The sequence below is a fragment of the Sphingomonas sp. JC676 genome, from assembly GCF_014489075.1.
Classification (GTDB): Bacteria; Pseudomonadota; Alphaproteobacteria; order Sphingomonadales; family Sphingomonadaceae; genus Sphingomonas.
Window position 1 is genome coordinate 206,029 of the sequence record NZ_JACTGR010000005.1, and the last position, 22,956, is coordinate 228,984.

Consider the following 22,956-nt stretch of genomic DNA (forward strand, 5'->3'; position numbering starts at 1 on the left):
GACGAGGAGTCGTTCGGCCGGCGATCGTTTCGCTACCGTCCGGCCGGGTAGTTCCAGCGGTGCCGGCATTACCGCAAATCGGGCGCGCGACAAGTTGCGACAATATTTCGATGGAACTCGTTGCGTTCCCAAACCATCTAGCCGGAATGATCAGACGCCCCCTCGCCTTGATCCTGGCGGTCGCGCTGCCGCTTTCGGCTTGCGCAGTCGGCCCAGACTATCGCCCCCTCGCGCCCGCCGAACTCGGTGTACCCGATGCCTATTCGGTCCCCGCAGACCAGAAGGCGCGCGAGGACCTGACCAAATGGTGGACCCGGTTCGACGATCCGATGCTGGCGTCGCTGGTCGAGCGGGCCCAGGCGAGCAATCTCGATGTGGCTCAGGCGGTCACCCGGCTGCGCCAGGCGCGCGAATCGCTGATCCAGTCGCGCGCGTCGCTGTTTCCCGGCGTGAGCGCCTCGGGCGGCATATCGCGCAGCGAGCCGCTCAAGGGCGGCACGACCACGACGACGCTTCCCGACGGCAGCGTCACCTCCTTCTCGCAGGGCGGGAACACCAGCTTCTCGCTCGGCCTGGACGTGAATTACCAGGCGGACATCTTCGGTGGCGTGCGGCGCGGGGTCGAATCGGCGCGCGCCAGCTACGCGGCGAGCGGCTTCGACTATGCATCGGTGCTGATCTCGGTCGAGGCGGAGACCGCGCGCAACTATGTGCTGGCGCGGCTCGCCCAGGCGCAGCTCGCCAATGCGCGCGACAGCCTCGGCATCCAGGACGACAATCTCCAGATCGCCGAGTGGCGGCTCCAGGCGGGGCTGGTCACCTCGATCGACGCCGAACAGGCCCGCGCCCAGCGCGCGCAGACCGCGGCGACGATACCGACGCTGGAGGCCAACTATAACGGCTATGTCTCGCGCCTCGGTGTGCTGACCGGCCAGGCGCCCGGCGCGCTCAAGGCGGAGATCGAGGCGGTCAAGCCGATCCCGCGCGGCCCCGCCCAGGTCGCCGCCGGCATCCCTACCGACGCCTTGCGCCAGCGCCCCGACATCCGTGCCGCCGAGCGCAATCTGGCTTCCGCCACCGCGCAGATCGGCGTTGCCACCGCGCAGCTCTATCCGTCGTTCGCGATCGGCGGCAGCATCGATGCCGGCAGCAGCGCGCTGAGCTCGCTGTTCGACGTCATCACCGGCCGCCTGTTCGCCAATGTCGCGCAGACGATCTTCGACGCCGGGCGCAACCGCAGCCAGGTCCGATCGGCCAAGGCCGCGGCGGACGGCGCGTTCCTTGCCTACAAGTCGACCGTGCTGACCTCGCTCGAGGATATCGAGAACGCGATCATCGCGCTCCAGTCGGCGCAGCAGCGCGAGACCCAGTTCCGCATAGCGCTCGACGCATCGAACAACCAGGCGATCCTGGCGCGGCTGCAATATCGGTCGGGCCTGACCGACTTCACCGACCTTAACCAGGCCGAGAACAGCCTGTTGTCGGCGAAGAACGGCCTCAGTCAGGCCCAGTCCGACCAGGCGACCGCGCTCGTCCAGCTCTATCTGTCGCTCGGCGGCGGATGGGACAGCAGCACCACACCCGAGGCACCCAGCGCAGGCAGCACCGCGAATGGCAACTGATCCGAACCAGAATCTGAGCGACTTCCTGGGCACGCCACCGCGTCCCTGGTGGCGGCGCTATCTGAAATGGGCGCTGATCGGAATCGGCGTGGTGCTGCTCGCACTGCTCGGCTGGCATTTCCTGGGGAGCAGCGCCGCGGTGCGCTACGCGACCGACGACGTCCAGCGCGGCAATTTGACCGTCACCGTTTCCGCGACCGGCAAACTCGCGCCGACCAACCAGGTGACTGTCGGTTCGCAATTGTCGGGGCAGGTCATCAAGGTGCTGGTCGATGTCAACGACCGCGTCACCGCCGGCCAGACCCTGGCGCTGATCGACCCCTCCCAGTTCGACGATCAGGTCAAGCAGGCACAGGCGGCGCTCGCCGCCGATGTCGCGGCCGTGGGCCAGGCGCAGGCGACGCTGCAGCAGAACAACGCCACACTGGCACGCTATCAGCAGGTCAGCAGGCTTTCCGGCGGCAAGGTGCCGGCCAAGACCGAGATGGACGTCGCGATCGGGGATCGCAACCGTGCGCTGGCCAATCTTAACGCGGCCAATGCCAATGTCGTCTCGGCGCGCGCCCAGCTGTCGTCGGCGCAGACGCAGCGTACGCGGGCCGTGATCCGGTCGCCGGTAACCGGCGTGATCCTGGCGCGTCAGATCGACCCCGGCCAGACGGTCGCCGCCTCGTTCAACACGCCGACCTTGTTCGTGATCGCGCAGGATCTGTCGCAGATGAAGCTAGAGGTGGCGATCGACGAAGCCGATGTCGGCCAGGTCAAGCAGGGGCAGGACGCGACCTTCACCGTCGATGCATTTCCAGGCAAGACCTTCCCGGCGAAGATCACCCGCGTCGAGGTCGGCTCCAATCTGTCGGTGCAGGACGCCAGCTCGGCCACGTCGACCGCGAGCACGACTGCGAACCAGGTCGTGTCCTACGCCGCCGACCTGTCGGTCTCCAATGCGAACGAGCAATTGCGCCCCGGCATGACGGCGACCGCCGACATCGTGACGATGTCGCGCCAGAACGTGCTGCTGGTGCCCAATGCAGCGCTGCGCTTCACGCCTGCGGCCGCCGGCGGCAGCCAGGCGAGCGGCGCCCAGGGCGGCATCGCCGGGGCGCTGGTGCCCACGCGCCGCCGCGGCGGTGGCGGTGGCGCGGCCAAGTCCGCGACGATGAGCAAGGGCGCCGAACAGACCGTCTATATCCTGGGCGCCGACGGCAAGCCGCAGGCGGTACAGGTCACGACGGGCGACACCGACGGCACTGTCACCGAGGTGACCGGCGGCCAGCTCAAGCCCGGCGACAAGGTAATCACCGGACAGCTCGCGACCGGCAGCAGCAGCGGCCAACGCCGTCAGCGCCGCCAGGGCGCCGGTGCCGGAGGCCAAGGCGGTGCGGGCGGCGCGGCCGGCGGAGGCCAGCGTGGCGGACAATGACGCCCCGCTGATCCGCCTGCGCGGCGTCACCAAGGTCTATGGCGAAGGCGCGACGGCGTTCCAGGCGCTGAAGGGCATCGACCTCGACATCCAGGCCGGCGATTTCGTCGCCGTCATGGGGCCGTCGGGGTCGGGCAAGTCGACGACGATGAACATCCTCGGCTGCCTCGACGTGCCTTCGGCCGGCCAGTTTCTGTTCAAGGGCTTCCATGTCGAGGCGCTCGAGCGTGACCAACGCGCGCTGCTCCGCCGCAAATATCTCGGCTTCGTGTTCCAGGGCTTCAACCTCCTCGCCCGCACCAGTGCGCTCGAGAATGTCGAGCTGCCCTTGCTCTATCGCGGCGATCCCAAGGCGCAGCGCCGCGAGATGGCGATGAACGCGCTCGACAAGGTTGGCCTCAAGCAATGGTGGGATCACACACCCGCCGAACTGTCGGGCGGCCAGCAGCAGCGCGTCGCGATCGCCCGCGCGATCGTCACCAATCCCGACGTGCTACTCGCGGACGAGCCGACCGGAAATCTCGATTCCGAACGCTCGATCGAGATCATGCAGCTGCTCACCGATCTCAACCAGACGAGCAACATCACCGTGCTGATGGTTACCCATGAGCCCGACATGGCCGCGTTCGCGCGTACTATCGTCCATTTCAAGGACGGGCTGGTCGAGCGGGTCGAGAACAAGCACCACCAGGGCGAGGCAGTGGCCTAGATGTTCGGCACCACCTTCGTCCTCGCCGTGCGGTCGATCATGCGGCACAAGCTGCGCTCGATCCTGACCGCTTTGGGCATCATCATCGGCGTCGCAGCGGTCGTCACCATGGTCACGCTCGGCAAGGCGACCACCGCCGCCGTCCAGAAACAGATCTCCGCGCTCGGCACCAACATCCTCCAGATCCGTCCTGGCCAGGGCTTCGGCCGCGGCGGCGGCGGACCGCGTCCGCCCGATTTCAAGCCGGCGGACGTCGACGCGATTCGCGACCAGGTTGCCGGCGTCACCGCCGTCGCGCCCCAGGCGCAGACCACCGCCACCGTGATCTTCAACGGCGCCAACTGGTCGACGACGATCAACGGCACCACCAACGCCTATTTCAGCGTCCAGCCCTGGCCGCTGGTCGAGGGCCGCTACTGGAACCGCGCCGAGGAACAGGCCGGCAAGGGCGTCTGCATCATCGGCAGCACGATCCGCACCAACCTGTTCCGCGGCGGCAGCGCGGTGGGTGATCGCCTGCGCGTCAACGGCATCTCGTGCGACGTGATCGGCGTGCTCTCGACGCGCGGCCAGGCCGGGTTCGGCGGCGACCAGGACGATGTCGTCATCATGCCGATCAAGCAGGTCCAGCGCCGCTTCACCGGCAACCCCGACGTCCGCCTGATGCTGGTCGGCACCGATCCCGCCTATAACAGCGCGCAGATCCAGGCTTCGATCACCGATCTGCTGCGCGAACGCCGCAACATCACCGGCGGCAAGGACGACGACTTCAACATCTTCGACACCGCCCAGATCAGCGCGACGCTGACCGGCACGACGACATTGCTCACCCAGATCGTCGCCGCGGTGGCCGGCATCAGCCTGGTTGTCGGCGGCATCGGCATCATGAACATCATGCTGGTGTCCGTCACCGAGCGTACCCGTGAGATCGGCATCCGCCTGGCGATCGGCGCGGTGGCGAGCGAGGTGCTGATGCAGTTCCTGGTCGAGGCGGTGGTGCTGTCGATGCTGGGCGGGGTGATCGGGCTATTGCTCGCGCAGCTGGCCGTCGCGCTGATGTCCTATCTCGGCAGCCTGCCCTTCCTGTTCGACATCCAGATCAACACGATCGCCTTCCTGATCTCGGCGGTGATCGGCATCGTCTTCGGCTATTTCCCCGCCCGGCGCGCCGCCAGTCTCAACCCGATCGACGCACTCCGGCACGAATAAGATAAATTCCTCCCCGAGCTTGTCTCGGGGAGGAATGTTCACTTGCCGTCGGCCTCCAGACCATAGAGCTCGCGCAAATTGGCGAGATCCTCGCGGGTGTCGATATCGACCAGCTCGGCGGGGCTGGCGACGACATGGTGGCCGCGCTTGATCAGTTGCCGCGCACCTTCGTCGCCTTCGAGGTCGAGCAGGTCGTCGAACAGGTCGCGCCCGAACAGCGCCGGCGGCATCGGGCTGATGCCGTCGCTCGACGCTACGATCGTCGCAGGGCCGTCCGCCCGGTCGAACATCCGGTAGATGTGCGTCGCCGTCACGCGCGGCATGTCGGCGAGCGCGACAAGTACCGCCTGGGCGCCGGCTTTCTTCGCCGCCGCCACGCCGAAGCACAGCGAGCGCGCCTGGCCGAGCGAGGGATCGGGATTCTCGACCAGCTGATAGCCGAGCCCGGCGAAATCGAGTCTTGTGTCCGACACGACCGCGATCCGCATCATGAAGGGCACGCGGGCGAGCGCGGTGACGGCATGGAAGGCAAGCGGCTTGTTGAGGAACGGCTCGCTCAGCTTGTCGCCGTCGAAGCGTTGCGAGCACCCCGCCGCGAGCAGCACCAGCGCAACCCGCTCGGGCTCAAGCATGGAGGCTCCTTATCATGGCGGCGGCGATCGAAAGCGCGATCTCGGAGGGGCCGATCGCGCCGATATCGATTCCCGCCGGCCCCTCGATACGAGCGAGATCCTCGGCTCCGATGCCCGCCGCCGAGAGCCGTTCGAGCCGCGCGGCATGGCTTTTCCGCGATCCCAGTGCCGCAACATAGCCGGTCGGCGCACGGAGCGCGGCGACCAGCGCGGCATCGTCGATCTTGGGATCGTGGCTGAGCGTGACCACCGCGGTCGCGGGGTCGGGTGCCAATGCGGTCACGGCTTCGTCGGGCCAGCGGTCGTCCAGGGTCACGCCGGGAAAACGCTCGGCGGTCAGAAATCTCCCGCGCGGATCGATAACGACGGTCGAAATGCCCAGTTCGCGCGCCAGACCGGCGAGCGCCTGGGCGATCTGCACCGCACCGACGATGATCAGCCGGCGCGGCGGATCGTAGCGATTGACGAAGGCGCCCTCACTGGCACCGAGCAACGAAAGGCCGGTCCGGAGATCGGTCGCGACATCCAGCGAATGTCCCGCTGCCCGCGCGGCATCGACCGCATCGAACAGTTCGGGCGCGAAGCCGTCCGGCCCGACCGGCTGCACGAGCACGGCGATCTGCCCGCCGCAGGGAAGCCCCACTTCCCACGCCGCCGCATCGGCGACGCCGTAGTTTTTCACGACCGCCGGCGCGCCCGCGATCACCTGCGCGGCGGCTTCGAGGATATCGCTCTCGACGCATCCGCCCGAGACCGAACCTTCCAGCCGGCCATCCTCGTGGACCAGCATATGGCTGCCGCGCGGGCGCGGCGCCGACCCCCAGGTCGACACCACCGTCGCCAGCGCCATCCGCGCGCCCTTCCAGGCGCGGGCGGCCGCAAGCACGCTGTCATTTTCCGCCATCACGCCTCGCTACCGTCATATCCGCCGCCTAACCCCCTAGCGAAAGGAGAGTTTCGTGACGAGAACGCTGTTGATCGCCCTGATGCTGCTGGCGCCTGGAATCGCATTCGCGCAGGATCGGACCATGGAGAAGCCCCAGCCCCCCAAACAGCCTGGCGTGATTGTCATCGCCCATCGCGGCGCGAGCGGCGAGCGGCCCGAACACACCCTGCTCTCCTACGGCCTGGCGATCGAACAGGGCGCCGACTTCATCGAGCCCGATCTGGTGCCCACCAAGGACGGCGTGCTCGTCGCGCGGCACGAGAACAACATCGCCGACACGACCGACGTCGCCAGCCACCCGGAATTCGCCGACCGCAAGACGACCAAGACGATCGACGGCGAGACGCTCACCGGCTGGTTCACCGAGGACTTCACCCTCGCCGAGCTCAAGACCCTGCGTGCCAAGGAGCGCCTACCCCAGGTCCGCCCGGGCAACACCAAATATGATGGCCAGGCCCAGATCCCGACCTTCGACGAAGTCATCGCGCTGGCGAAGAAGGCGTCGAAGCAAACCGGCCGCACGATCGGCGTCTATCCCGAGACCAAGCACCCGACCTATTTCGCCTCGATCGGCCTGCCCACGGACCAGCGGCTGGTCGACAAGCTCAAGGCCGCGGGCTGGGACCGTGCTGACGCGCCGGTCTTCATCCAGTCGTTCGAGGTGAACAACCTCAAGAAGCTCAAGGGCATGACGCATGTCCGGCTGATCCAGCTCATGGCCAAGGACGGCGGCCCCGCCGACAAGGCCGCGCCCAGCTATGCCGCGATGAGCACGCCCGAGGGCCTGAAGGCGGTCGCGCAATACGCTTATGGCATCGGCCCCGAGCGCAGCCAGATCCTGCCAGCATCGGGCACGCCGACCAGCCTGGTCGCCGATGCGCATGCCGCCGGGCTCAAGGTCCATCCCTGGACCTTCCGAGCGGAAAACTTCTTCCTCTCGCCGCAATTTCGCGCCGGGGCACCGCTCGAGCATGGCCGTATCGCCGAGGAAATCACGTTTTTCCTGAAGCTTGGGGTAGATGGCTTCTTCACCGATTTCCCGTATATCGGGGTCCAGGCGCGCAATGCCTTTCTCGCCGCGCCAGCCAAATAAGAGTTTAGTGCATGCGTAAACTGGTCTTCTCCCTCGCTCTGGCGCTCCCCCTGCTTTCGGGCGGATGCATCGCCAAGACGGCGGTGGACATCGTCACGCTGCCGGTGAAGGCGGGCGGCCAAGTCGTCGACTGGTCGACGACGAGCCAGGACGAATCGGACCGCAACTACGGGCGGAAAATGCGCGAGAAGGAAGCCCGCGAGGGCAAGGAGCGCAAGGCGCATGAGAAGGAGTGCAAGAAGCACCCCGACAAGTGCGGCGACTATGAGGGCTATCGCGCCTCCGATCCCGGCTGAGGCCGCGCGAAGTTGACACGGTTGACACCTGCTATGTCGAAAAACCTGGTGGTGCGATCGGAGGCGACTAGGGCAAACCGACGATGAGAAAGAGCCGGCTCAGGCTCGCAAGTGAAATCCTACATTGCCAGCGGTTTCGCACAGGGAGCGGATGTCTGCCAATGACCCAATTGCAGACATCATGGCCGATAATTGATGCTACGGCCGGCGGTCCGCTTGCCCGCTGGCCGTCCCTCGCTACGATGCGGTATCAACACTTTACGAGGTGCCAATGCGAGCGCTTGCCGGCAGATATAATCGCGCAACCTATTGGTTGATGATCGCCGTCGCCATAATAGTAATATTCGGCCTGACGTTAATTTCGAAAAACCCCGTTCGGATGTCAGAATTTATTCTCATATTGATCTGCGTACCGAGATTGCACGATATTGGAAAATCAGGATGGCTGGTATTGTGGGGAGTCGGGCTTGAGTTCGCAACAATAGTGTTTGGTTTTTCATTTATGCCAGTGAACTCATTTGCCACTCTTATAAATATTGCAACGTTTGTGATCCTGGGACTAGTTATTTGGCTCGGATGCATACCCGGGGAGAGCGGCGCTAACCGGTTCGGCGAAGCGCCCTTGGGTGGGGTTCAGTGGAGATTCCAACCCAAGACCTGACGCAACCTAATTAGCCCCGCCCGCCAGCACCTGCGCGATCGCGCGGAGCACTTCGGCCCGCATCTGCACGAACAAATGGCTGCTGCGCACTTCGATCGCGCGGCCCTCGGCGGTGTGGCAGATCAGGCCGTTGACCAGCCCGTCGCTGCGGCTCCAGATTGCGGTCGAGGGCATCGGCAACGGACGCACCGCTTCCTCCAGCCGCTCGGCCACCACCGCATCGGTGATCTTCTCGCCGGTCAGCCATTCGAACGGCCGCCAGACATTGGTGGCGCTGGGCGGGCCGGCGAAGGGCGCGCTGATCGTGATCACCTCGCGGACCAGATCGGGGCGGCGATGCGCCGCGATCCGGCTCATGATCCCGCCCAGCGAGATGCCGACCAAGGTGACCTTCTCGCCGGTCTCGGCATGGATCTGCTCGATCCGCGCGATCAGCCGCTCGCCCTCCGCACCGATCGATCGCACGCCCAAATTGCGGCCGAGCCCCCAGCCATAAGCGCGATAGCCGAGCCGGCGCAGGAAGGCGCGCATCGCCAGATTGGAACGATCCGAGTTGGACAGGCCGGGCAATACCAGCACCGGCCGGGTGTCGCCGCGCGGCAGGCTGCGCAAGTCGGGCCAGTGCGCGGCCAGCTCGCCGAGCCCGAATGCGGCGCGGGGCCCTTCGGCGAGCAAAGCGAGCTTCGAGGGCGGCCGGTCCGCATGGGTCGCAAGCATATTGCTCAAAGCCATTGCATCACTCCGAAGGGGAACGGCGTCCATGCCCCCATACGAACCCCCGCGGCGCGCAATCCGCTCGATGTCCATTGGTTGCAGGTGTTGAACGCACTGTAATGGCCTCGCGCCGCATAGAAGCTGTCATGGTCGCCATAGCCCTTGTCGCGTGGACCTTCGGTGAACGTGCCGCGGATAAAGGCGACGAGCCGGCGATATTCCTCGGGCCGCAGCATCAGCGCGCGCACCTTCGGTCCGACCTGCGGCTCGGGCAGGCGCGTGACATGGAGCACGGTCGGCCCGATGCCTGACAGCGCGCGGACCGTGCGGCCGGGGCTGATCGCCGACCAGCTCGGCGTCTTGAGATAGAAATCGCGATTGCCCCAGCCAAAGGCCATGTGGCTGTGTCCGCCCTGCGCCGGGTTGCGCAGATCGGCGGGCGACGCCTGCTCGCGCCAATCCACGCCCTGGGCAACCACGGGCAGCACCAGGTCGCTATGGATGCCGTTGTCGATCACGTAGATTCGGACGCCCGCATCGGCCTGGCGCCAGTTCGAATTGACCGGAATCGCGCCGCCGATCAGAGCCGCGACCGGATATGCGACGACAAGCGCCACCAGCAGGACGGCCAGCCCGAGCTCGCGGCGCGTCCATGTTGCAGTGCGGTTTCGCGGCATCGTTACGCATGCTACTATCATCGCATGGCAAATGACACGCATGTGCTGGACCGCCCCCCCGAGGGCGCGGCCGCAGACTGGACGATACCGCAGGACTGGAAAGCCTATACCGCGGAAGAGCACGCCACCTGGGACACTTTGTTCGCGCGGCAGGCGAAGCTGCTGCCGGGACGCGCCTCGGCGGCGTACCTCAAGGGGCTCGACGCGCTGCGGCTGTCGGACGGCGGCATTCCCAATTTCGAGGAATTGTCCGAGCGGCTGATGAAGCTGACCGGCTGGCAGGTCGTCGCGGTACCGGGGCTGGTGCCCGACGAGGTGTTCTTCGATCACATGGCGAACCGCCGCTTCGTCGCCGGCAATTTCATCCGCCGGCCCGATCAGCTCGATTACATCCAGGAGCCCGACGTCTTCCACGACGTGTTCGGCCATGTGCCGATGCTCGCCGATCCGGTGTTCGCCGATTATCTCGCGGCCTATGGCCGCGGCGGCATGCGCGCGCTCCAGCTCGGTGCGCTCAAGCAGCTTGGGCGGCTCTATTGGTACACGGTCGAGTTCGGTCTGATCGAGGAAGCGGGCAACCTGCGCATCTATGGCTCGGGCATCGTCTCGAGTTCGGCCGAGAGCGTGTTCGCGCTGGAGAGCGACAGCCCCAACCGTATCTGCTTCGACATGAAGCGGGTGATGCGCACCGATTACCGGATCGACGATTTCCAGCAGAATTACTTCGTCATCCCGAGCTTCGAGGAACTGCTCCGCCAGACGGTCGAGACCGATTTCGCGCCGCTCTATGACGAGATATTGGGGCAGCCCGAAATCCCGATCGCCGCGATCCTGCCGGGCGACGACGTGATTACCCACGGCACGCAGGAATATGCGGACGGGAAGGCTGCCGGCTAATCCCCAGATCGTCATCCCCGCGAAAGCGGGGACCCAGCTTCGTGCCTAGCAGTTGAGCGTGTCGAACAGATCGAGCTAAACCCTAAATCGTCACCCCGGCCGCAGTGCCGGGGTCCACTTGTCCGCGAGAGAGCGGCAGGAGGCTCCAGCGACTCGCTCAGTCGCATGGTGGACCCCGGCACTACGGCCGGGGTGACGATTGTTTCGCCTTATCCCTCACCAGCTCCCGAAACCCGGCGCCTCGCCCTTGCCGCGGCTCAGCCGAGTCGTGCGGTCGGCGCCGTAGCGGGTGCGCTTGACCAGGCGGAGCGTCGGCCAGGCGCCGCGCTCGATCCGGCCGACGAGGCGGAGCCCCTGGCGCCGATAGGCCTGCGCCACCGCCTCGGCCTGGGTGTCGAGCAGCCCGGCGAGGATCAGCGTGCCGCCCTCCGCCAATGCCATGCCCAACGTCGGCGCCAGCTCGATCAACGGGCCGGCGAGGATATTGGCGATGATCAGGTCATAGGGCGCGCGGCCGATCAGCAGCGGATGCTCCATACCCGGTGCTACCGCCAGCGCCACCTGCCCCATGCCGCCGCCCAGCGCGATACCGTTATGCTCCGCATTTTCGGCGGTCACCTCGATCGACTTGGGATCCACGTCCGACGCGGTGGCAAAGGCGCGCGGCCAGAGATGCAGCGCGGCGAAGGCGAGCAGTCCGGTGCCGGTACCGAGATCGAGCAGGTTGCGCACCTGCGTGCCTTGCGCCTTCATCCGGTCGAGTGCGATCAGGCAGCCCGACGTAGTCTCGTGTGTGCCGGTGCCGAAGGCGAGCCCGGCATCGATGCGGAACGCCTTGGTGCCCTGGGGCACCTCACCCTTGTTGGTCGCGGTATGGACATAGAAGCGCCCGGCCCGGACCGGCTCGATCCCCGCCTGGCTCAGCGTCACCCAATCCACATCGCGGATCCGTTCGGCGACCGGCTTGATGCCCGCCGCGCTCGGCACCAACGCCTGCACCGCAGTCAGCGCAGCACTGTTCGGTTTGCCCTCGAAGAACGCCTCGAGCTGCCAGTGCGCCGGATCGTCGGCGATCCGCTCGCTGGTGAGCAGAACCGGCGACGGCACGATCGCCGCCAGAGCGGGATCCTCGAAGTCGATCGCCTCGGCCTCGTCGCGAGTGCAAGGCAGGATGAGCTTCCAGCTGGACATCAGCCGATATCCACGGGCTGGGCGGCAACCACCTTCAGCGTCGGGATGTCGATCGCGCGATAGTAGAGCTTCCTGCCCTGACGCATCAGCAGCCCGAGCCGGGTCGGGCTCTGCATCCACAGGCGATCGACGCCGTCGATGCCGGTGAGAACGAACGCCTGCTGGCCGGTGGCGAGATCCCCGATCAATATATCCTCCGATTTTCCGTCGACGGCCTCGACCCGCAGCACATAATAAGCGCGCGGCGGCTTCACTTGCTTGCCGTCCGCGCCGGTGACCTCATACTCGTCGTTCGTCGGCTCTTCGGGACCGGCCAGCGCGGGCAGATAATAGCGCGCGGCGATGTGGCGGCGATTGTCGGCGAGCAGCTTGCGGTTCGCGCCCGTCGCCTTGTCGAGCAGGACGACATTGCGCTCGTCGGCCTCTCCGCTACGGCCGGACGATGAATAGGCGCCGCCGCCGCGCCCGATTGAGGCCTCGGTCGCGATCACGATCTCGTTGATGCCGGTGCCGATGAGCGGATTCACCTCGGCCACCGCAAAGGCTTCGGTCGCCGCCTTGCCCTGGATCGGCGCGGGATCCCGTACCTGATGGGTGTTCCAGGCGAGAATAGTCACAGCGATGAAGATCACCGCGGCGGCGGCAAGAAGCCCCACCCCGGCGAATATCCACAGCAGCCCCCGCGCCATGATCCGTCCGCTCTCTGCCATCGTCCCCCTCCTCGATACGGTCTAGCGCACGTAACTCGCGCCGTTGATGTCGAGCACGGCGCCGGTCATCGACGGCGGCGCCTCGAGCGCGCAGAAGCGGGCGAGCGTGGCGACTTCCGCAGGATCGGCGACGCGGCCGAGCGGGATGTCTGCCAGCAACTTGTCGCCGCCGCGGCTCGAAAGATAGTCTTCAGCCATGCCGGTCATGGTGAAGCCCGGGCAGATCGCGAAGGCGAGGATGCCCTCGGCGGCATAGCCGCGGGCGATGCTCTTGGTCATGCCGATCATGCCCGCCTTGGACGCGGCATAATGCCAGTGCGCGGGGCTGTCGCCGCGATAGGCGGCGCGGCTGGCGATGTTGACGATACGGCCGCTACGGCCTTCGGTCTGCCAGTGGCGCACGGCGAGGCGGCAAAGCTCGGCCGACGCGGTCAGGTTGACGCGCATCGTCTTCTCCCAGCCCGCGACCCAGTCGTCATGTTCGAGATCGAGCGGCGTCGCCTCGAAGATGCCGGCATTGTTGACCAGCACGTCGATGCGGCCGTCGAGCGCTTCCAGCGCCTGGTTCCACAGCGCCTGCGGGGCGGCGGGATCGGTGAAGTCGGCGGGGATGCCGCTGCTGGTGCCGTGGCCGATCAGCCTTGTGTCGTCACGGGTGAGGGTTTCGGCGATCGCCGCGCCGATGCCGCGGCTGCTGCCGGTCAGAAGGATGTGCGTCTGCATGCCTCCGCCCTAGCGCGCCCGTGCCGCATCGTCACCCCGTGCTCCTGCGAAAGCAGGAGCCCAGAGCAACAGGCGACATTCTATCCGGCCCTAGGCTCCTGCTTTCGCAGGAGCACGAAACCGGAGGCGATGGTCAGGCCGCAACCGAAGTGGAGAAGGTGTCCGCCGCCAGGCGCAGCTGCGACAGCCGATCGTCGACCTCGGCGAAGTCGCGCTGGAGCGTGTCGATCTCGCTGGTGACGTTCTTGGTATCCTCGCGGATGGCGCCGATGGTGGCGGACATCGAGTCGGCGGCGAGCGCGGTCTCGTCGACCGCGGCGGTGATCGCGGTGACCGTCTGCGCCTGAACTTCCATCGCGCTGCGGATGCGGTTGGCGCTTTCCTGGACCTCGGTGACGGTCGAGCGGATCGAGGCGTTGGTCTCGACGGTGCTCTTCGTCGCCGACTGGATCGCGGCGATCTTCGCGGCGATATCGTCGGTCGCGCGCGCGGTCTGGTTAGCGAGGCTCTTCACTTCCTGCGCGACCACCGCAAAGCCGCGCCCGGCATCGCCGGCACGGGCCGCTTCGATCGTCGCGTTGAGCGCGAGCAGGTTGGTCTGGCCGGCAATGTCGCGGATCAGGCCCAGGATCGATTCGATCGACTTGGCATGGTCGGAGAGCATCTCGCTCATCCCCACCGCCGCGCCTGCCTGGCTCGAAGCGCGCGTCGCGATCTCGGCTGCCGCCTCGACCTCGCTGCGCGCATCCTCGATCGCGCGGATCAGACCGGCCGCGGTCTGCGCGGCCTCGCGCATCGCCACCGCCGACTGCTCGGCTGCCGCGGCGACTTCGCTGGTCTTGCCGAGCATGCCGCGCGCCGAGCTCGACGCACCCTGCGCCTGCACCCGGATGCGGTTGCCCAGCGCGGTCGCGCCCTCGATCGATTCGGCGATGCTGGCGCGGAACTGCGCCGAACGGTCGCGCCGCGCCTCGTCGGCCAGCGCGGCGTCGCGTGCGCCGAGATGGCCGGCCATCAGATCGGCCTCGGCCATCGCAAGGCGCTGCACCACGTCGCACAGCCGGCCAAGCCGCTCGGCATCGTCGGGGAGCGCTTCGCGCAGCATGCGCATCGTCTCGCTATGCGCGAAGGAGAAAGCGGCGAGCACCGCAGGCAAAGGAATGCCGGCGCGGTAGGTCTCGGCGGCATAGCCGCACGCCATCTCGACCCATTCCTCGCTGAACGGCTTGTCGAACTTGGTGCGGCCATAATGCGTGCCGCGCTGGACCTGCTCGGCATAGCCCTGCTCGGTTGCGAGAATCGCGTGCATCGGCGCGCTGGCGGGCAAGGTGCGGAAATGGCGCCAGAACGCCTCGGCAATCTCGCGCTGGCGGCCGCTGATCAGCTCGGATATCTCGCGGCAGGCCGGGGTGATCGCACCGTCCCAATCATATTCGCGGCGATGATCGGCGACCGAGCGGGTACCGCCGCTCCACTGACCTGGCTGGCGCGTTCCGACCATTTGTATCTCCTATGCCGCGAACTTGGCGACGAAGTCGCTCGCGCTGCCCTTCAGGCTGCCGAGCTGGCCGTCGAGAACGGCGAAGCCCTGGCCGACCTGGTCGATCTCGGAGGCCACCGCCTCGGTATCCTCGCGGATGGCGCCGATGGTGGCGGACATCGAGTCGGCGGCGAGCGCGGTCTCGTCGACCGCGGCGGTGATCGCGGTGACGGTCTGTGCCTGGATTTCCATCGCGGCGCGGATGCGGTTGGCGCTTTCCTGGACCTCGGTGACGGTCGAGCGGATCGAGGCATTGGTCTCGACGGTCGACTTGGTGGCCGACTGGATCGCGGCGATCTTGGCGGCGATGTCGTCGGTCGCACGCGCGGTCTGGTTGGCGAGGCTCTTCACTTCCTGCGCGACCACCGCGAAGCCGCGACCGGCATCGCCGGCGCGGGCCGCTTCGATCGTCGCGTTGAGCGCGAGCAGGTTGGTCTGCCCGGCAATGTCGCGGATCAGGCCCAGGATAGATTCGATCGACTTGGCATGGTCAGAGAGCATCTCGCTCATCCCCACCGCCGCGCCTGCCTGGCTCGACGCACGCGTCGCGATCTCGGCCGCTGCCTCGACTTCGCTGCGCGCATCCTCGATCGCGCGGATCAGGCCGGCGGCGGTCTGCGCCGCCTCGCGCATCGCCACCGCCGACTGCTCGGCCGCCGCCGCGACTTCGCTGGCCTTGCCGAGCATGCCGCGCGCCGAAGCCGAAGTGTGGACCGCCTGGACACGGAGCTGATCGCCTTCGCGCGACGCGCGCTCGACGGTCGCGCCGATCGAGTCGCGGAATTCGAGCGCCAGCCGGTCGCGGGCGACCTGCGCGCTATATTCGCGGTACATGTTGTAGATCTCGACGGTGATGTCGCCTTCGAGCGCCGAGAGACGCATCAGCGTATCGATCAGCACCGGCAGCCGCCCATCATTGGCGCCCAGGCGGCGCATCAGCACCTCCAGCGCGGCGCGGTCGCTTGCGTTGATCATCGAGAGCAACGCCATCGGCGGCACGCCGCCCGAATAGGCGGCGGCGACCGAACGCTCGATCGATTCGATCCAGCTGCGCCCGGCGGTGTCGAGGAAGCGATCCTTGAGGAAGACGACGCCCAGGTCGATCATCTTGGCGGTATCGTCGGGCGCCCAGTTGCGCTCGTCGGCGAAGCAGCGCAGCCATTGCTGCCAGTACGCGCTGGAAACTGCGTGGATCTCGGGTTCGAGCGTTTCCCATGCTTCGCGGCTCGACTGGATCAGCGACCCGTCGAAATCGAAGATGCGCAACCGCGCCCGCACGTCGATCGCCGCGCTCATGGTGCCCGGCACCGGAAGGGCGTTGGTCGATGCCACTGTCGTCACGAAGCAATTCCCCTGTTTGCGGCCCGGGAAAATTGGACGAACCGCTGGTGGACCAGCTATGCCGTGCAACTGGTTAAAGGGGGGTTAGCCAATCCCTCGGTAGGGGCGCGCTCGGCGATCCGGCTTGCATCCTTCGAGTGCCCGGCTAATGAGGCCCCCGTCGACCCGAAAGGAACGCCTTTGGCCAACGTCCGCAACACAGCGCGACCGCTGTCACCCCATCTCGGCATCTGGAAATGGGGACCTTCCATGGCGGTCTCGATCGTCCACCGCGTCACCGGGTCGGGAATGGCGACGGTCGGCACGATCCTGTTCGTCTGGTGGCTCGTCGCGATGGCATCCGGCCCGGCCGCCTATGCCGGGTTCGTCGACCTGTTCACCTATCAGTCGGGCGCGCTCAACGCCGCCGGCTATATCTTCGGGATCGGCCTGACCCTGTCCTTCTTCCAGCACATGGCATCGGGCGTCCGCCACCTCTTCACCGACATGGGCACCAATTTCGAGCTCAAGGGCAACAAGTCCACCGCACTCGCCACCTTCGCTTTCTCGATCGTCGCGACGGCAGCCTTCTGGATCGTCCTTCTGGAGAAGACCCATGGGTGATGGAACCGAACTCGGCCGCGTCCGCGGCCTGGGCGCCGCGCACGAAGGCGCCCTCGGCTGGTGGCAGCACAGCGTCAGCGCGGGATCGAACCTGATCCTCGTATTGTGGTTCATGCTCTCGATGCTGCTGCTGCCGGCGCACGACTATGCCACGCTCACGACCTGGCTGGCCCAGCCGCTCGCGGCGGTGCCTCTGATCCTGCTGGTGACCAGCGTCGCCTTCCATTTCCGCCACGGCCTCCAGGTGGTGATCGAGGATTATCAGCATGACGAGACGCGCTTCGTGCTGCTGATCGTGCTGCATTATTTCACCATCGCCGCCGCCGCGCTGGCGATCTTCTCGATCCTCAAGGTTGCGTTCGCCCCCGGAGTGGCCGCCTGATATGTCCGCCTACAAGATCATCGATCACACCTATGACACCGTCGTCGTCGGCGCCGGTGGCTCGGGCCTGCGCGCGACGATGGGCTCGGCCGAGGCCGGGCTGAAGACCGCGTGCATCACCAAGGTGTTCCCGACGCGGAGCCACACCGTTGCAGCGCAGGGCGGCATTGCCGCGTCGCTGGGCAACAACACGCCCGATCACTGGTCGTGGCACATGTACGACACCGTCAAGGGCTCGGACTGGCTCGGCGACCAGGACGCGATCGAGTACATGGTCCGCGAAGCTCCGGCCGCGGTCTATGAGCTCGAGCATGCCGGGGTGCCGTTCAGCCGCAACGACAATGGCACGATCTACCAGCGCCCGTTCGGCGGCCATATGCAGAATATGGGCGAAGGCCCCCCCGTGCAGCGCACCTGCGCCGCGGCGGACCGCACCGGCCACGCGATGCTCCACGCGCTCTACCAGCAGAGCCTGAAGTACGACGCCGATTTCTACATCGAATATTTCGCGCTCGACCTGATCATGGAGGACGGCGCGTGCCGCGGCGTGATCGCGCTCTGCATGGAGACCGGCGCGATCCACCGCTTCCGCAGCCATGCCGTGGTGCTCGCCACGGGCGGCGGCGGCCGCATCTACCAGTCGGCGACCTCGGCGCACACCTGCACCGGCGACGGCAACGGCATGGCGCTGCGCGCCGGCATCGCGCTCCAGGACATGGAGTTCGTCCAGTTCCACCCGACCGGCATCTACGGCGCCGGCGTGCTGATCACCGAGGGTGCGCGCGGCGAGGGCGGCTACCTCACCAACTCCGAAGGCGAGCGCTTCATGGAGCGCTATGCACCCTCGGCGAAGGATCTCGCCTCGCGCGACGTCGTGTCACGCTCGATGGCGATGGAGATCCGCGAGGGTCGCGGCGTGGGCAAGGAGAAGGACCATATCTTCCTTCACCTCAACCATATCGATCCCAAGATCCTGCACGAGCGGCTTCCCGGCATCACCGAGACCGGCAAGATCTTCGCCGGCGTCGACCTGACCCGCCAGCCTTTGCCCGTGGTGCCGACCGTCCATTACAATATGGGCGGCATCCCGACCAATTATCATGGCGAGGTCGTCCATAATAAGGACGGCAATCCGGATGCGGTGGTCCCGGGCCTGTTCGCGGTCGGCGAGGCGGCCTGCGTCTCGGTCCATGGCGCCAACCGCCTGGGCTCGAACTCGCTGATCGACCTGGTCGTGTTCGGCCGCGCCACCGGTCTCCGCCTCAAGGAGATCGTCAAGCCCGGCACGTCGCACGCCGCGCTGCCTGCCGGTTCGGAAGAATATTCGCTCACCCGGCTCGACCATTTCCGCAATGCCAAGGGCGCCACGCCCACCGCGCAGATCCGCGCCGAGATGCAGAAGACGATGCAGCGCAATTGCGCCGTGTTCCGCGACAGCGAATTGCTGGCCGAGGGCGTCGAGAAGATCGGCAAGGTCTATGCACGTTTCCAGGACGTCGGCATCACCGATCGCTCGCTGATCTGGAACACCGATCTGGTCGAGACGCTCGAGCTCGACAATCTGATCAGCCAGGCGGTGGTGACGATGGAGTGCGCCGCCAACCGCAAGGAAAGCCGCGGCGCGCACATGCACGAGGATTTCCCCGAGCGCGACGACAAGAACTGGATGAAGCACACCGTCGCGACCTTCACCGGCTGGGGCGGCAAGGACGGCAAGACCGCGATCGAGTATCGCCCGGTCCACGACTACACGCTCACCGACGACATCGAGTATATCAAGCCCAAGAAGCGGGTTTACTGATGCGCGGAGCCTGCTTGCTTCTGGCGAGCGGGCTCCTCCTTTCGGGCACATGGGCTGCATTCCCCGCGACGGCGCAGATCGGTCCACCTCCCGCGACGCTGCATGCCGATCCGTTCTACGCGCAATATGTCGATGCCGGCGGCGTCCCAATCCTCTCCTCGACCAGGGTGCCGGCGAAAGCGCTGCTCGCGGCACGCGACATCGTCCAGGCGATGCTGGCCGAGCGCCCCGACCTCCACGCGCAGCTGGTGGCGGACGGCATCCGGGTCGCGGTGATGGCCAGGGACGAAGGCACGCTCGACCTGCCCGAGCAGCGCGGCTGGAAGAAGCCCGCGCGCGACGATCCGCGCCTCACCCCGTGCGAGCGCAAGCAATATGACGCGCGGATCGGCAGGCTCAGCGACCGCGCCTATTGGGACGCCCGCGCGCGCGGCATGTCGGGTCCGCTCACCAGCACGGGGGCGGAGAACCTGCTCGGCGACCCCAACGGCCGCTATTACGGGCAGAACATCCTCGTCCATGAATTCGCGCACATGATCCTGCTCGCCGCGGAGAACCGCGACCCGCGGCTCTATGCCGAAATTGCCCAGGCCTATGCCGCCGCCCTGGCCGCGCATCGCTGGCAGGGTGAATATGCTGCAGTCTCGATCGGCGAATATTGGGCGATCGGCACGCAGATCTGGTTCAACACCAACCAGCTCGTCGCCTTCGACGGGCGTCGCATCCTCTCGCACCAGGATCTCGAAGCCTATGACCCGGCGCTCTATCGCGCGCTCGGCAAAGTCTATGGAACCAGCCACCGCATCGCCGCCGATGTCTTCTACATGCATCCGGCGCGCGTGCCCCCAGGGCCAGTGCCACGGAACACCGCCGAGATCTGCTAAGGCGCCGCTTGCAATGTAGGATTTCGGCTGCTCCACCTGCGTCCAGCCCCTGGCGTCGGGAGGCCCGCTCTTTGACCTGGTGATCCGCGATACCCGACACACGTATCGAGCGCGCATCGTCACTCGGCTCACCGCATTATCGCGCTACAGGGCCGTTACCTTCGTTACCTTTGGACGTCCCCGCCACGTCGCCGCGGAAATATCCGGACCAGTGCGACGGCGCACGAAAAAGGGCGCGGCAAACTGGCTGCCGCGCCCTTTTTTTCGTTCGCCCGGTGTTAGGCGAAGCTGACCTTGGTCTTGGCGGCGCGACGGCGGACCGCCATGCCGGCCAGGCCGAAGCCGCCGATCATCATGCCCCATGCCGCCGGCTCGGGAACCGCGACCACGCTGACGTTATCGAGCAGCGGCCCGATATTGTCGGCGCTGGTGGTGCTGAAGGACAGCTGCAACGTGCCCGCCGTGAGCGGCGTGAACAACAGGCTGTAGGTGGTGAAGCCCGCATTGCCCGCGACCGAAGCCCCATAGCTGATCGAGGTGACGTTGGAGAAACTGCCGACTAGGGCCGGCGAGCCCGGGAAGCCGGTCAACGTCATCAGCCCGTTGATGCCGGTCGGCGCGCCGAACAGCGTCGCGAAGCTGAAGCTGTCCGAATCGCCCGAACGCTGGCTGCCGCCCAGGTCGAAGCTGATCTTGACCGTGTGGCCGCCGGCGAACGCGATCGCGTTCGACAGTAGCGCGCCGGGACCGCTGGTGCCGTCGAGATCGACGCACTTGCCGTCGCAGATGATGCCATAGTCCGGCGATGAAACCAGATCGACCTGACCGGTCGTGGTGAAGTTCGTGAAGCTGCCATAGTTCAGCGTGCTGCCGGCAGGGCCTTCGCCATTGAAATTGTCGTTGAAATTCTGTGCGTGCGCGGCAGCTGGCGCCAACGCCAATGCAGCAATCGCGAGCAGGCTATACCTTACCATTGTCCGTCCCCTCTTAACGAATCACTTACCCTATTTCGATGGTCTCACAGCTTCATCGATTCGCAAATACGTAAACGATTGATTACTTTGTCTTCTTTTGGGATCTCGGGTAAATTCCAAGTAATCACAATGGTAAGCAAGGCACAGTTGACGCGGATGCGCGAAAACTATCCCGCTGCCCTATTGCTTGACACCGGGTATTGCGCGGAGAGAGTGGCGAGCAAACCACCGGGATCGAAAACAAGATGCGATCTGTCCTCCTCGCGCGCGTGGCGTTCTGCGCGGCTCTGCTCCTCGCACCGCTCACCGCATCGGCCCAGCGTTATGCCCCGCCCCAGCACAAGGCCGATTGGCCGGGCCTCGTCTCCGGCCAGGAGGGGATCGACGGGCTCGACAGCGGCCCCGAACTCCAGCGCGGGCGCCCGGCGAAGGAGATGCTCGCCGACCACCGCAAGCTCGACGCCGCGCTCGCCACGCTCCAGCCCCAGCGCAAGAACCTGGTCGACGCCTATGTGATCTCGGTCGCGCTCGACAGCGATCCGGTGTTCGGACGCGAAGCGCGCGAGGCGGGCAAGGTGCTCAGCCGCCGATTCGATGCCGCGGGGCGCACTTTGGTCTTCGCCGGCAGCAACGGCAACGGTCCGAGCGAGCTTCCGAATGGCAGCCTGGAGACGCTGACGCTCGCGCTCGCCCGCGTGGCGGAGGTGATGGACAAGAACCAGGACGTGCTCGTCCTCTACACCACCAGCCACGGCGCCAAGGTGGGCATCGCCTATCATGACGGCGACCAGGGCTATGGCCTGCTCTCGCCCGCGCGGCTTGCCGGCCTGCTCGACGAGCTGGGCATCAAGAAGCGCGTGCTGATCCTGTCGGCCTGCTATTCGGGCATCTTCGTGCCGGCGCTGATGAGCGACGATACCGCCTTGTTCACCGCCGCCTCGTCCGATCGCACGTCGTTCGGTTGCATGGCCGAGAATGACTGGACCTTTTTCGGCGACGCGATGATCAACCACGCGCTCCGGAAACCCCAGCCGCTGGCGGCGGCATCGGACGAGGCGCGCGGGATGATCGGCGCGTGGGAGGCGGCCTCCAGCCTCAACCCGTCCAACCCCCAGGTCAGCATCGGCGACGATGTCGCGACCTGGCTGACGCCGCTCGAATCGCGCATGCCCCGGGACGTGACCCAGCCGGTCGGCAAGCCCGCCACCGACGCGCTGAAACGCTAGTCTTCCGGAACTTGCAGGGCCTGTGTCGGTTGCGCAGGCCATGACCGAACCCAACGTCGCGCCGCCCTCCGCCGGCGTGAACAAATATCCGCTGCTCGCGACGCCGCACATCCACCTCCACGGGCCGGTGGACCATGCGATGTACGAGAGCTTCCGCCAGCAGCTCGCCGATGCGCCGCGGGAGGGCTCGCTGGTGGTGGCGATCTCGACTCTGGGCGGCGACCCCGAGGTCGCGCGGTTGATGGGCGACGAGCTGCGCCTGCTCCGCGAGTTCAAGGATCGCGAGATCCTGTTCCTCGGCAAGGTCGCGGTCTATTCGGCCGGCGCGACCTTCATGTCCGCCTTCCCGGTCGACAAGCGCTTCCTGACCAGAGGCACGCGGCTGATGGTCCACGAGCGGATCATGGACAGCACGATCCAGCTCTCCGGCCCGCTCAAATCGCTCACCGCGACACTCAAGGCCAAGCTCCACGAGATCGAGCATTCGATCCAGATCGAGGAAGAGGGCTTCCGCGATCTGGTCGCCGGATCGAAGATCGATTTCGACGAAGTGCAGACGCGCGCGCCGTCGAACTGGTACATCGAAGCCGAGGAAGCGCGCGACAAGGGGCTGGTGCTCGACGTGATCTGATGCGCGCCAGGCGCAGCCATCCTATACAAGTCCAAAGTGGGCTTGCGCTGCGTTTGCGAAAGGCATAGCCC

General features: G+C 66.4%; 24 protein-coding genes. 14 read left to right on the forward strand and 10 right to left on the reverse strand.

The genetic code is table 11. The annotated features are described in order from the left end of the window. Positions 1-146: 146 nt before the first annotated feature. Genes IAG41_RS17220 through IAG41_RS17235 form a run of 4 tightly spaced genes read left to right on the forward strand, consistent with a single transcriptional unit; the run spans position 147 to position 4,963 of the window. Positions 147-1,622, forward strand: a complete 1,476-nt coding sequence (locus tag IAG41_RS17220; RefSeq protein ID WP_187729888.1) for an efflux transporter outer membrane subunit — start codon at positions 147-149, stop codon at positions 1,620-1,622. Further along, positions 1,612-3,045 (forward strand): efflux RND transporter periplasmic adaptor subunit, encoded by a 1,434-nt coding sequence (locus tag IAG41_RS17225; RefSeq protein ID WP_187729889.1) that lies wholly within the window; start codon positions 1,612-1,614, stop codon positions 3,043-3,045. Before IAG41_RS17220 ends, IAG41_RS17225 begins: the two co-directional genes overlap by 11 nt. Next, positions 3,032-3,754, forward strand: a complete 723-nt coding sequence (locus IAG41_RS17230; RefSeq protein ID WP_187729890.1) for an ABC transporter ATP-binding protein — start codon at positions 3,032-3,034, stop codon at positions 3,752-3,754. The genes IAG41_RS17225 and IAG41_RS17230 overlap by 14 nt, the downstream gene beginning before the upstream one ends. Then, on the forward strand, positions 3,755-4,963 hold the full coding sequence (locus tag IAG41_RS17235) for an ABC transporter permease (RefSeq protein ID WP_187729891.1): 1,209 nt from the start codon (positions 3,755-3,757) through the stop codon (positions 4,961-4,963). It abuts the gene before it with no gap. 38 nt (positions 4,964-5,001) lie between these two features. Here IAG41_RS17235 and IAG41_RS17240 read toward each other — a convergent pair whose 3' ends face one another. Together IAG41_RS17240 and IAG41_RS17245 are read right to left on the reverse strand one after the other, a co-directional pair. Then, complete coding sequence (locus IAG41_RS17240) at positions 5,002-5,595, reverse strand: NTP transferase domain-containing protein (RefSeq protein ID WP_187729892.1); 594 nt, start codon at positions 5,593-5,595, stop codon at positions 5,002-5,004. Further along, the gene (locus IAG41_RS17245) at positions 5,588-6,499 is read right to left on the reverse strand and encodes an XdhC family protein (protein WP_187729893.1); all 912 of its coding nucleotides are present in this window, start codon (positions 6,497-6,499) and stop codon (positions 5,588-5,590) included. The genes IAG41_RS17240 and IAG41_RS17245 overlap by 8 nt, the downstream gene beginning before the upstream one ends. Positions 6,500-6,581: 82 nt before the next feature. Between IAG41_RS17245 and IAG41_RS17250 the strand changes: the two genes are divergently transcribed. From IAG41_RS17250 to IAG41_RS23560, 3 genes are all read left to right on the forward strand, one after another. Then, entirely contained in the window at positions 6,582-7,634 is a 1,053-nt protein-coding gene (locus tag IAG41_RS17250; protein WP_187730133.1) for a glycerophosphodiester phosphodiesterase, read from the forward strand. 11 nt (positions 7,635-7,645) lie between these two features. After that, complete coding sequence (locus IAG41_RS17255) at positions 7,646-7,930, forward strand: hypothetical protein (RefSeq protein WP_187729894.1); 285 nt, start codon at positions 7,646-7,648, stop codon at positions 7,928-7,930. Positions 7,931-8,201: 271 nt separating this feature from the next. After that, positions 8,202-8,591: a DUF805 domain-containing protein gene (locus IAG41_RS23560; protein ID WP_187729895.1), complete on the forward strand. Its 390-nt coding sequence runs from the start codon at positions 8,202-8,204 to the stop codon at positions 8,589-8,591. A 6-nt stretch (positions 8,592-8,597) separates the two neighbouring features. Here IAG41_RS23560 and IAG41_RS17265 read toward each other — a convergent pair whose 3' ends face one another. Both IAG41_RS17265 and IAG41_RS17270 read right to left on the reverse strand, forming a co-directional pair. Further along, complete coding sequence (locus IAG41_RS17265) at positions 8,598-9,323, reverse strand: esterase/lipase family protein (RefSeq protein ID WP_262408737.1); 726 nt, start codon at positions 9,321-9,323, stop codon at positions 8,598-8,600. Continuing rightward, on the reverse strand, positions 9,314-9,982 hold the full coding sequence (locus IAG41_RS17270; protein WP_187729896.1) for a TIGR02117 family protein: 669 nt from the start codon (positions 9,980-9,982) through the stop codon (positions 9,314-9,316). The genes IAG41_RS17265 and IAG41_RS17270 overlap by 10 nt, the downstream gene beginning before the upstream one ends. Before the next feature lie 24 nt (positions 9,983-10,006). Between IAG41_RS17270 and phhA the strand changes: the two genes are divergently transcribed. After that, the gene (gene phhA, locus IAG41_RS17275; protein ID WP_187729897.1) at positions 10,007-10,879 is read left to right on the forward strand and encodes a phenylalanine 4-monooxygenase; all 873 of its coding nucleotides are present in this window, start codon (positions 10,007-10,009) and stop codon (positions 10,877-10,879) included. A gap of 216 nt (positions 10,880-11,095) precedes the next feature. Here phhA and IAG41_RS17280 read toward each other — a convergent pair whose 3' ends face one another. The 5 genes from IAG41_RS17280 to IAG41_RS17300 form a co-directional block, all read right to left on the reverse strand. Next, complete coding sequence (locus IAG41_RS17280; RefSeq protein ID WP_187729898.1) at positions 11,096-12,070, reverse strand: 50S ribosomal protein L11 methyltransferase; 975 nt, start codon at positions 12,068-12,070, stop codon at positions 11,096-11,098. Then, entirely contained in the window at positions 12,070-12,780 is a 711-nt protein-coding gene (locus tag IAG41_RS17285; protein ID WP_187729899.1) for a hypothetical protein, read from the reverse strand. Before IAG41_RS17285 ends, IAG41_RS17280 begins: the two co-directional genes overlap by 1 nt. Before the next feature lie 21 nt (positions 12,781-12,801). Next, a complete protein-coding gene (locus tag IAG41_RS17290; RefSeq protein WP_187729900.1) occupies positions 12,802-13,503 on the reverse strand; it encodes an SDR family NAD(P)-dependent oxidoreductase in 702 nt (233 codons plus the stop codon). 133 nt (positions 13,504-13,636) lie between these two features. Continuing rightward, positions 13,637-15,004, reverse strand: a complete 1,368-nt coding sequence (locus tag IAG41_RS17295; protein ID WP_187729901.1) for a methyl-accepting chemotaxis protein — start codon at positions 15,002-15,004, stop codon at positions 13,637-13,639. Between the two features lie 9 nt (positions 15,005-15,013). After that, positions 15,014-16,339 (reverse strand): methyl-accepting chemotaxis protein, encoded by a 1,326-nt coding sequence (locus IAG41_RS17300; protein ID WP_187730135.1) that lies wholly within the window; start codon positions 16,337-16,339, stop codon positions 15,014-15,016. 225 nt (positions 16,340-16,564) lie between these two features. Here IAG41_RS17300 and sdhC point away from each other — a divergent pair, with 225 nt between their 5' ends. Genes sdhC through IAG41_RS17320 form a run of 4 tightly spaced genes read left to right on the forward strand, consistent with a single transcriptional unit; the run spans position 16,565 to position 20,054 of the window. After that, positions 16,565-16,987 carry a succinate dehydrogenase, cytochrome b556 subunit gene (gene sdhC / locus IAG41_RS17305; RefSeq protein ID WP_187729902.1) on the forward strand — a complete coding sequence of 141 codons (423 nt, stop codon included), beginning with the start codon at positions 16,565-16,567 and terminating at the stop codon, positions 16,985-16,987. Then, a complete protein-coding gene (gene sdhD / locus IAG41_RS17310) occupies positions 16,980-17,369 on the forward strand; it encodes a succinate dehydrogenase, hydrophobic membrane anchor protein (RefSeq protein WP_187729903.1) in 390 nt (129 codons plus the stop codon). The genes sdhC and sdhD overlap by 8 nt, the downstream gene beginning before the upstream one ends. Before the next feature lies 1 nt (position 17,370). Continuing rightward, the gene (sdhA, locus tag IAG41_RS17315; RefSeq protein WP_187729904.1) at positions 17,371-19,170 is read left to right on the forward strand and encodes a succinate dehydrogenase flavoprotein subunit; all 1,800 of its coding nucleotides are present in this window, start codon (positions 17,371-17,373) and stop codon (positions 19,168-19,170) included. After that, positions 19,170-20,054 carry a glycoside hydrolase gene (locus tag IAG41_RS17320; protein ID WP_262408738.1) on the forward strand — a complete coding sequence of 295 codons (885 nt, stop codon included), beginning with the start codon at positions 19,170-19,172 and terminating at the stop codon, positions 20,052-20,054. Before sdhA ends, IAG41_RS17320 begins: the two co-directional genes overlap by 1 nt. 278 nt (positions 20,055-20,332) lie before the next feature. On the opposite strand, the gene IAG41_RS23335 is transcribed toward IAG41_RS17320, so the two are convergent. Continuing rightward, entirely contained in the window at positions 20,333-21,028 is a 696-nt protein-coding gene (locus tag IAG41_RS23335; RefSeq protein ID WP_262408739.1) for a PEPxxWA-CTERM sorting domain-containing protein, read from the reverse strand. 245 nt (positions 21,029-21,273) lie between these two features. Between IAG41_RS23335 and IAG41_RS17330 the strand changes: the two genes are divergently transcribed. Both IAG41_RS17330 and IAG41_RS17335 read left to right on the forward strand, forming a co-directional pair. Further along, positions 21,274-22,254, forward strand: coding sequence for a C13 family peptidase (locus tag IAG41_RS17330; protein WP_187729905.1), 981 nt, complete (start codon positions 21,274-21,276; stop codon positions 22,252-22,254). Positions 22,255-22,294: 40 nt separating this feature from the next. After that, positions 22,295-22,885 carry an ATP-dependent Clp protease proteolytic subunit gene (locus tag IAG41_RS17335; RefSeq protein ID WP_187729906.1) on the forward strand — a complete coding sequence of 197 codons (591 nt, stop codon included), beginning with the start codon at positions 22,295-22,297 and terminating at the stop codon, positions 22,883-22,885. Positions 22,886-22,956 lie beyond the last annotated feature (71 nt).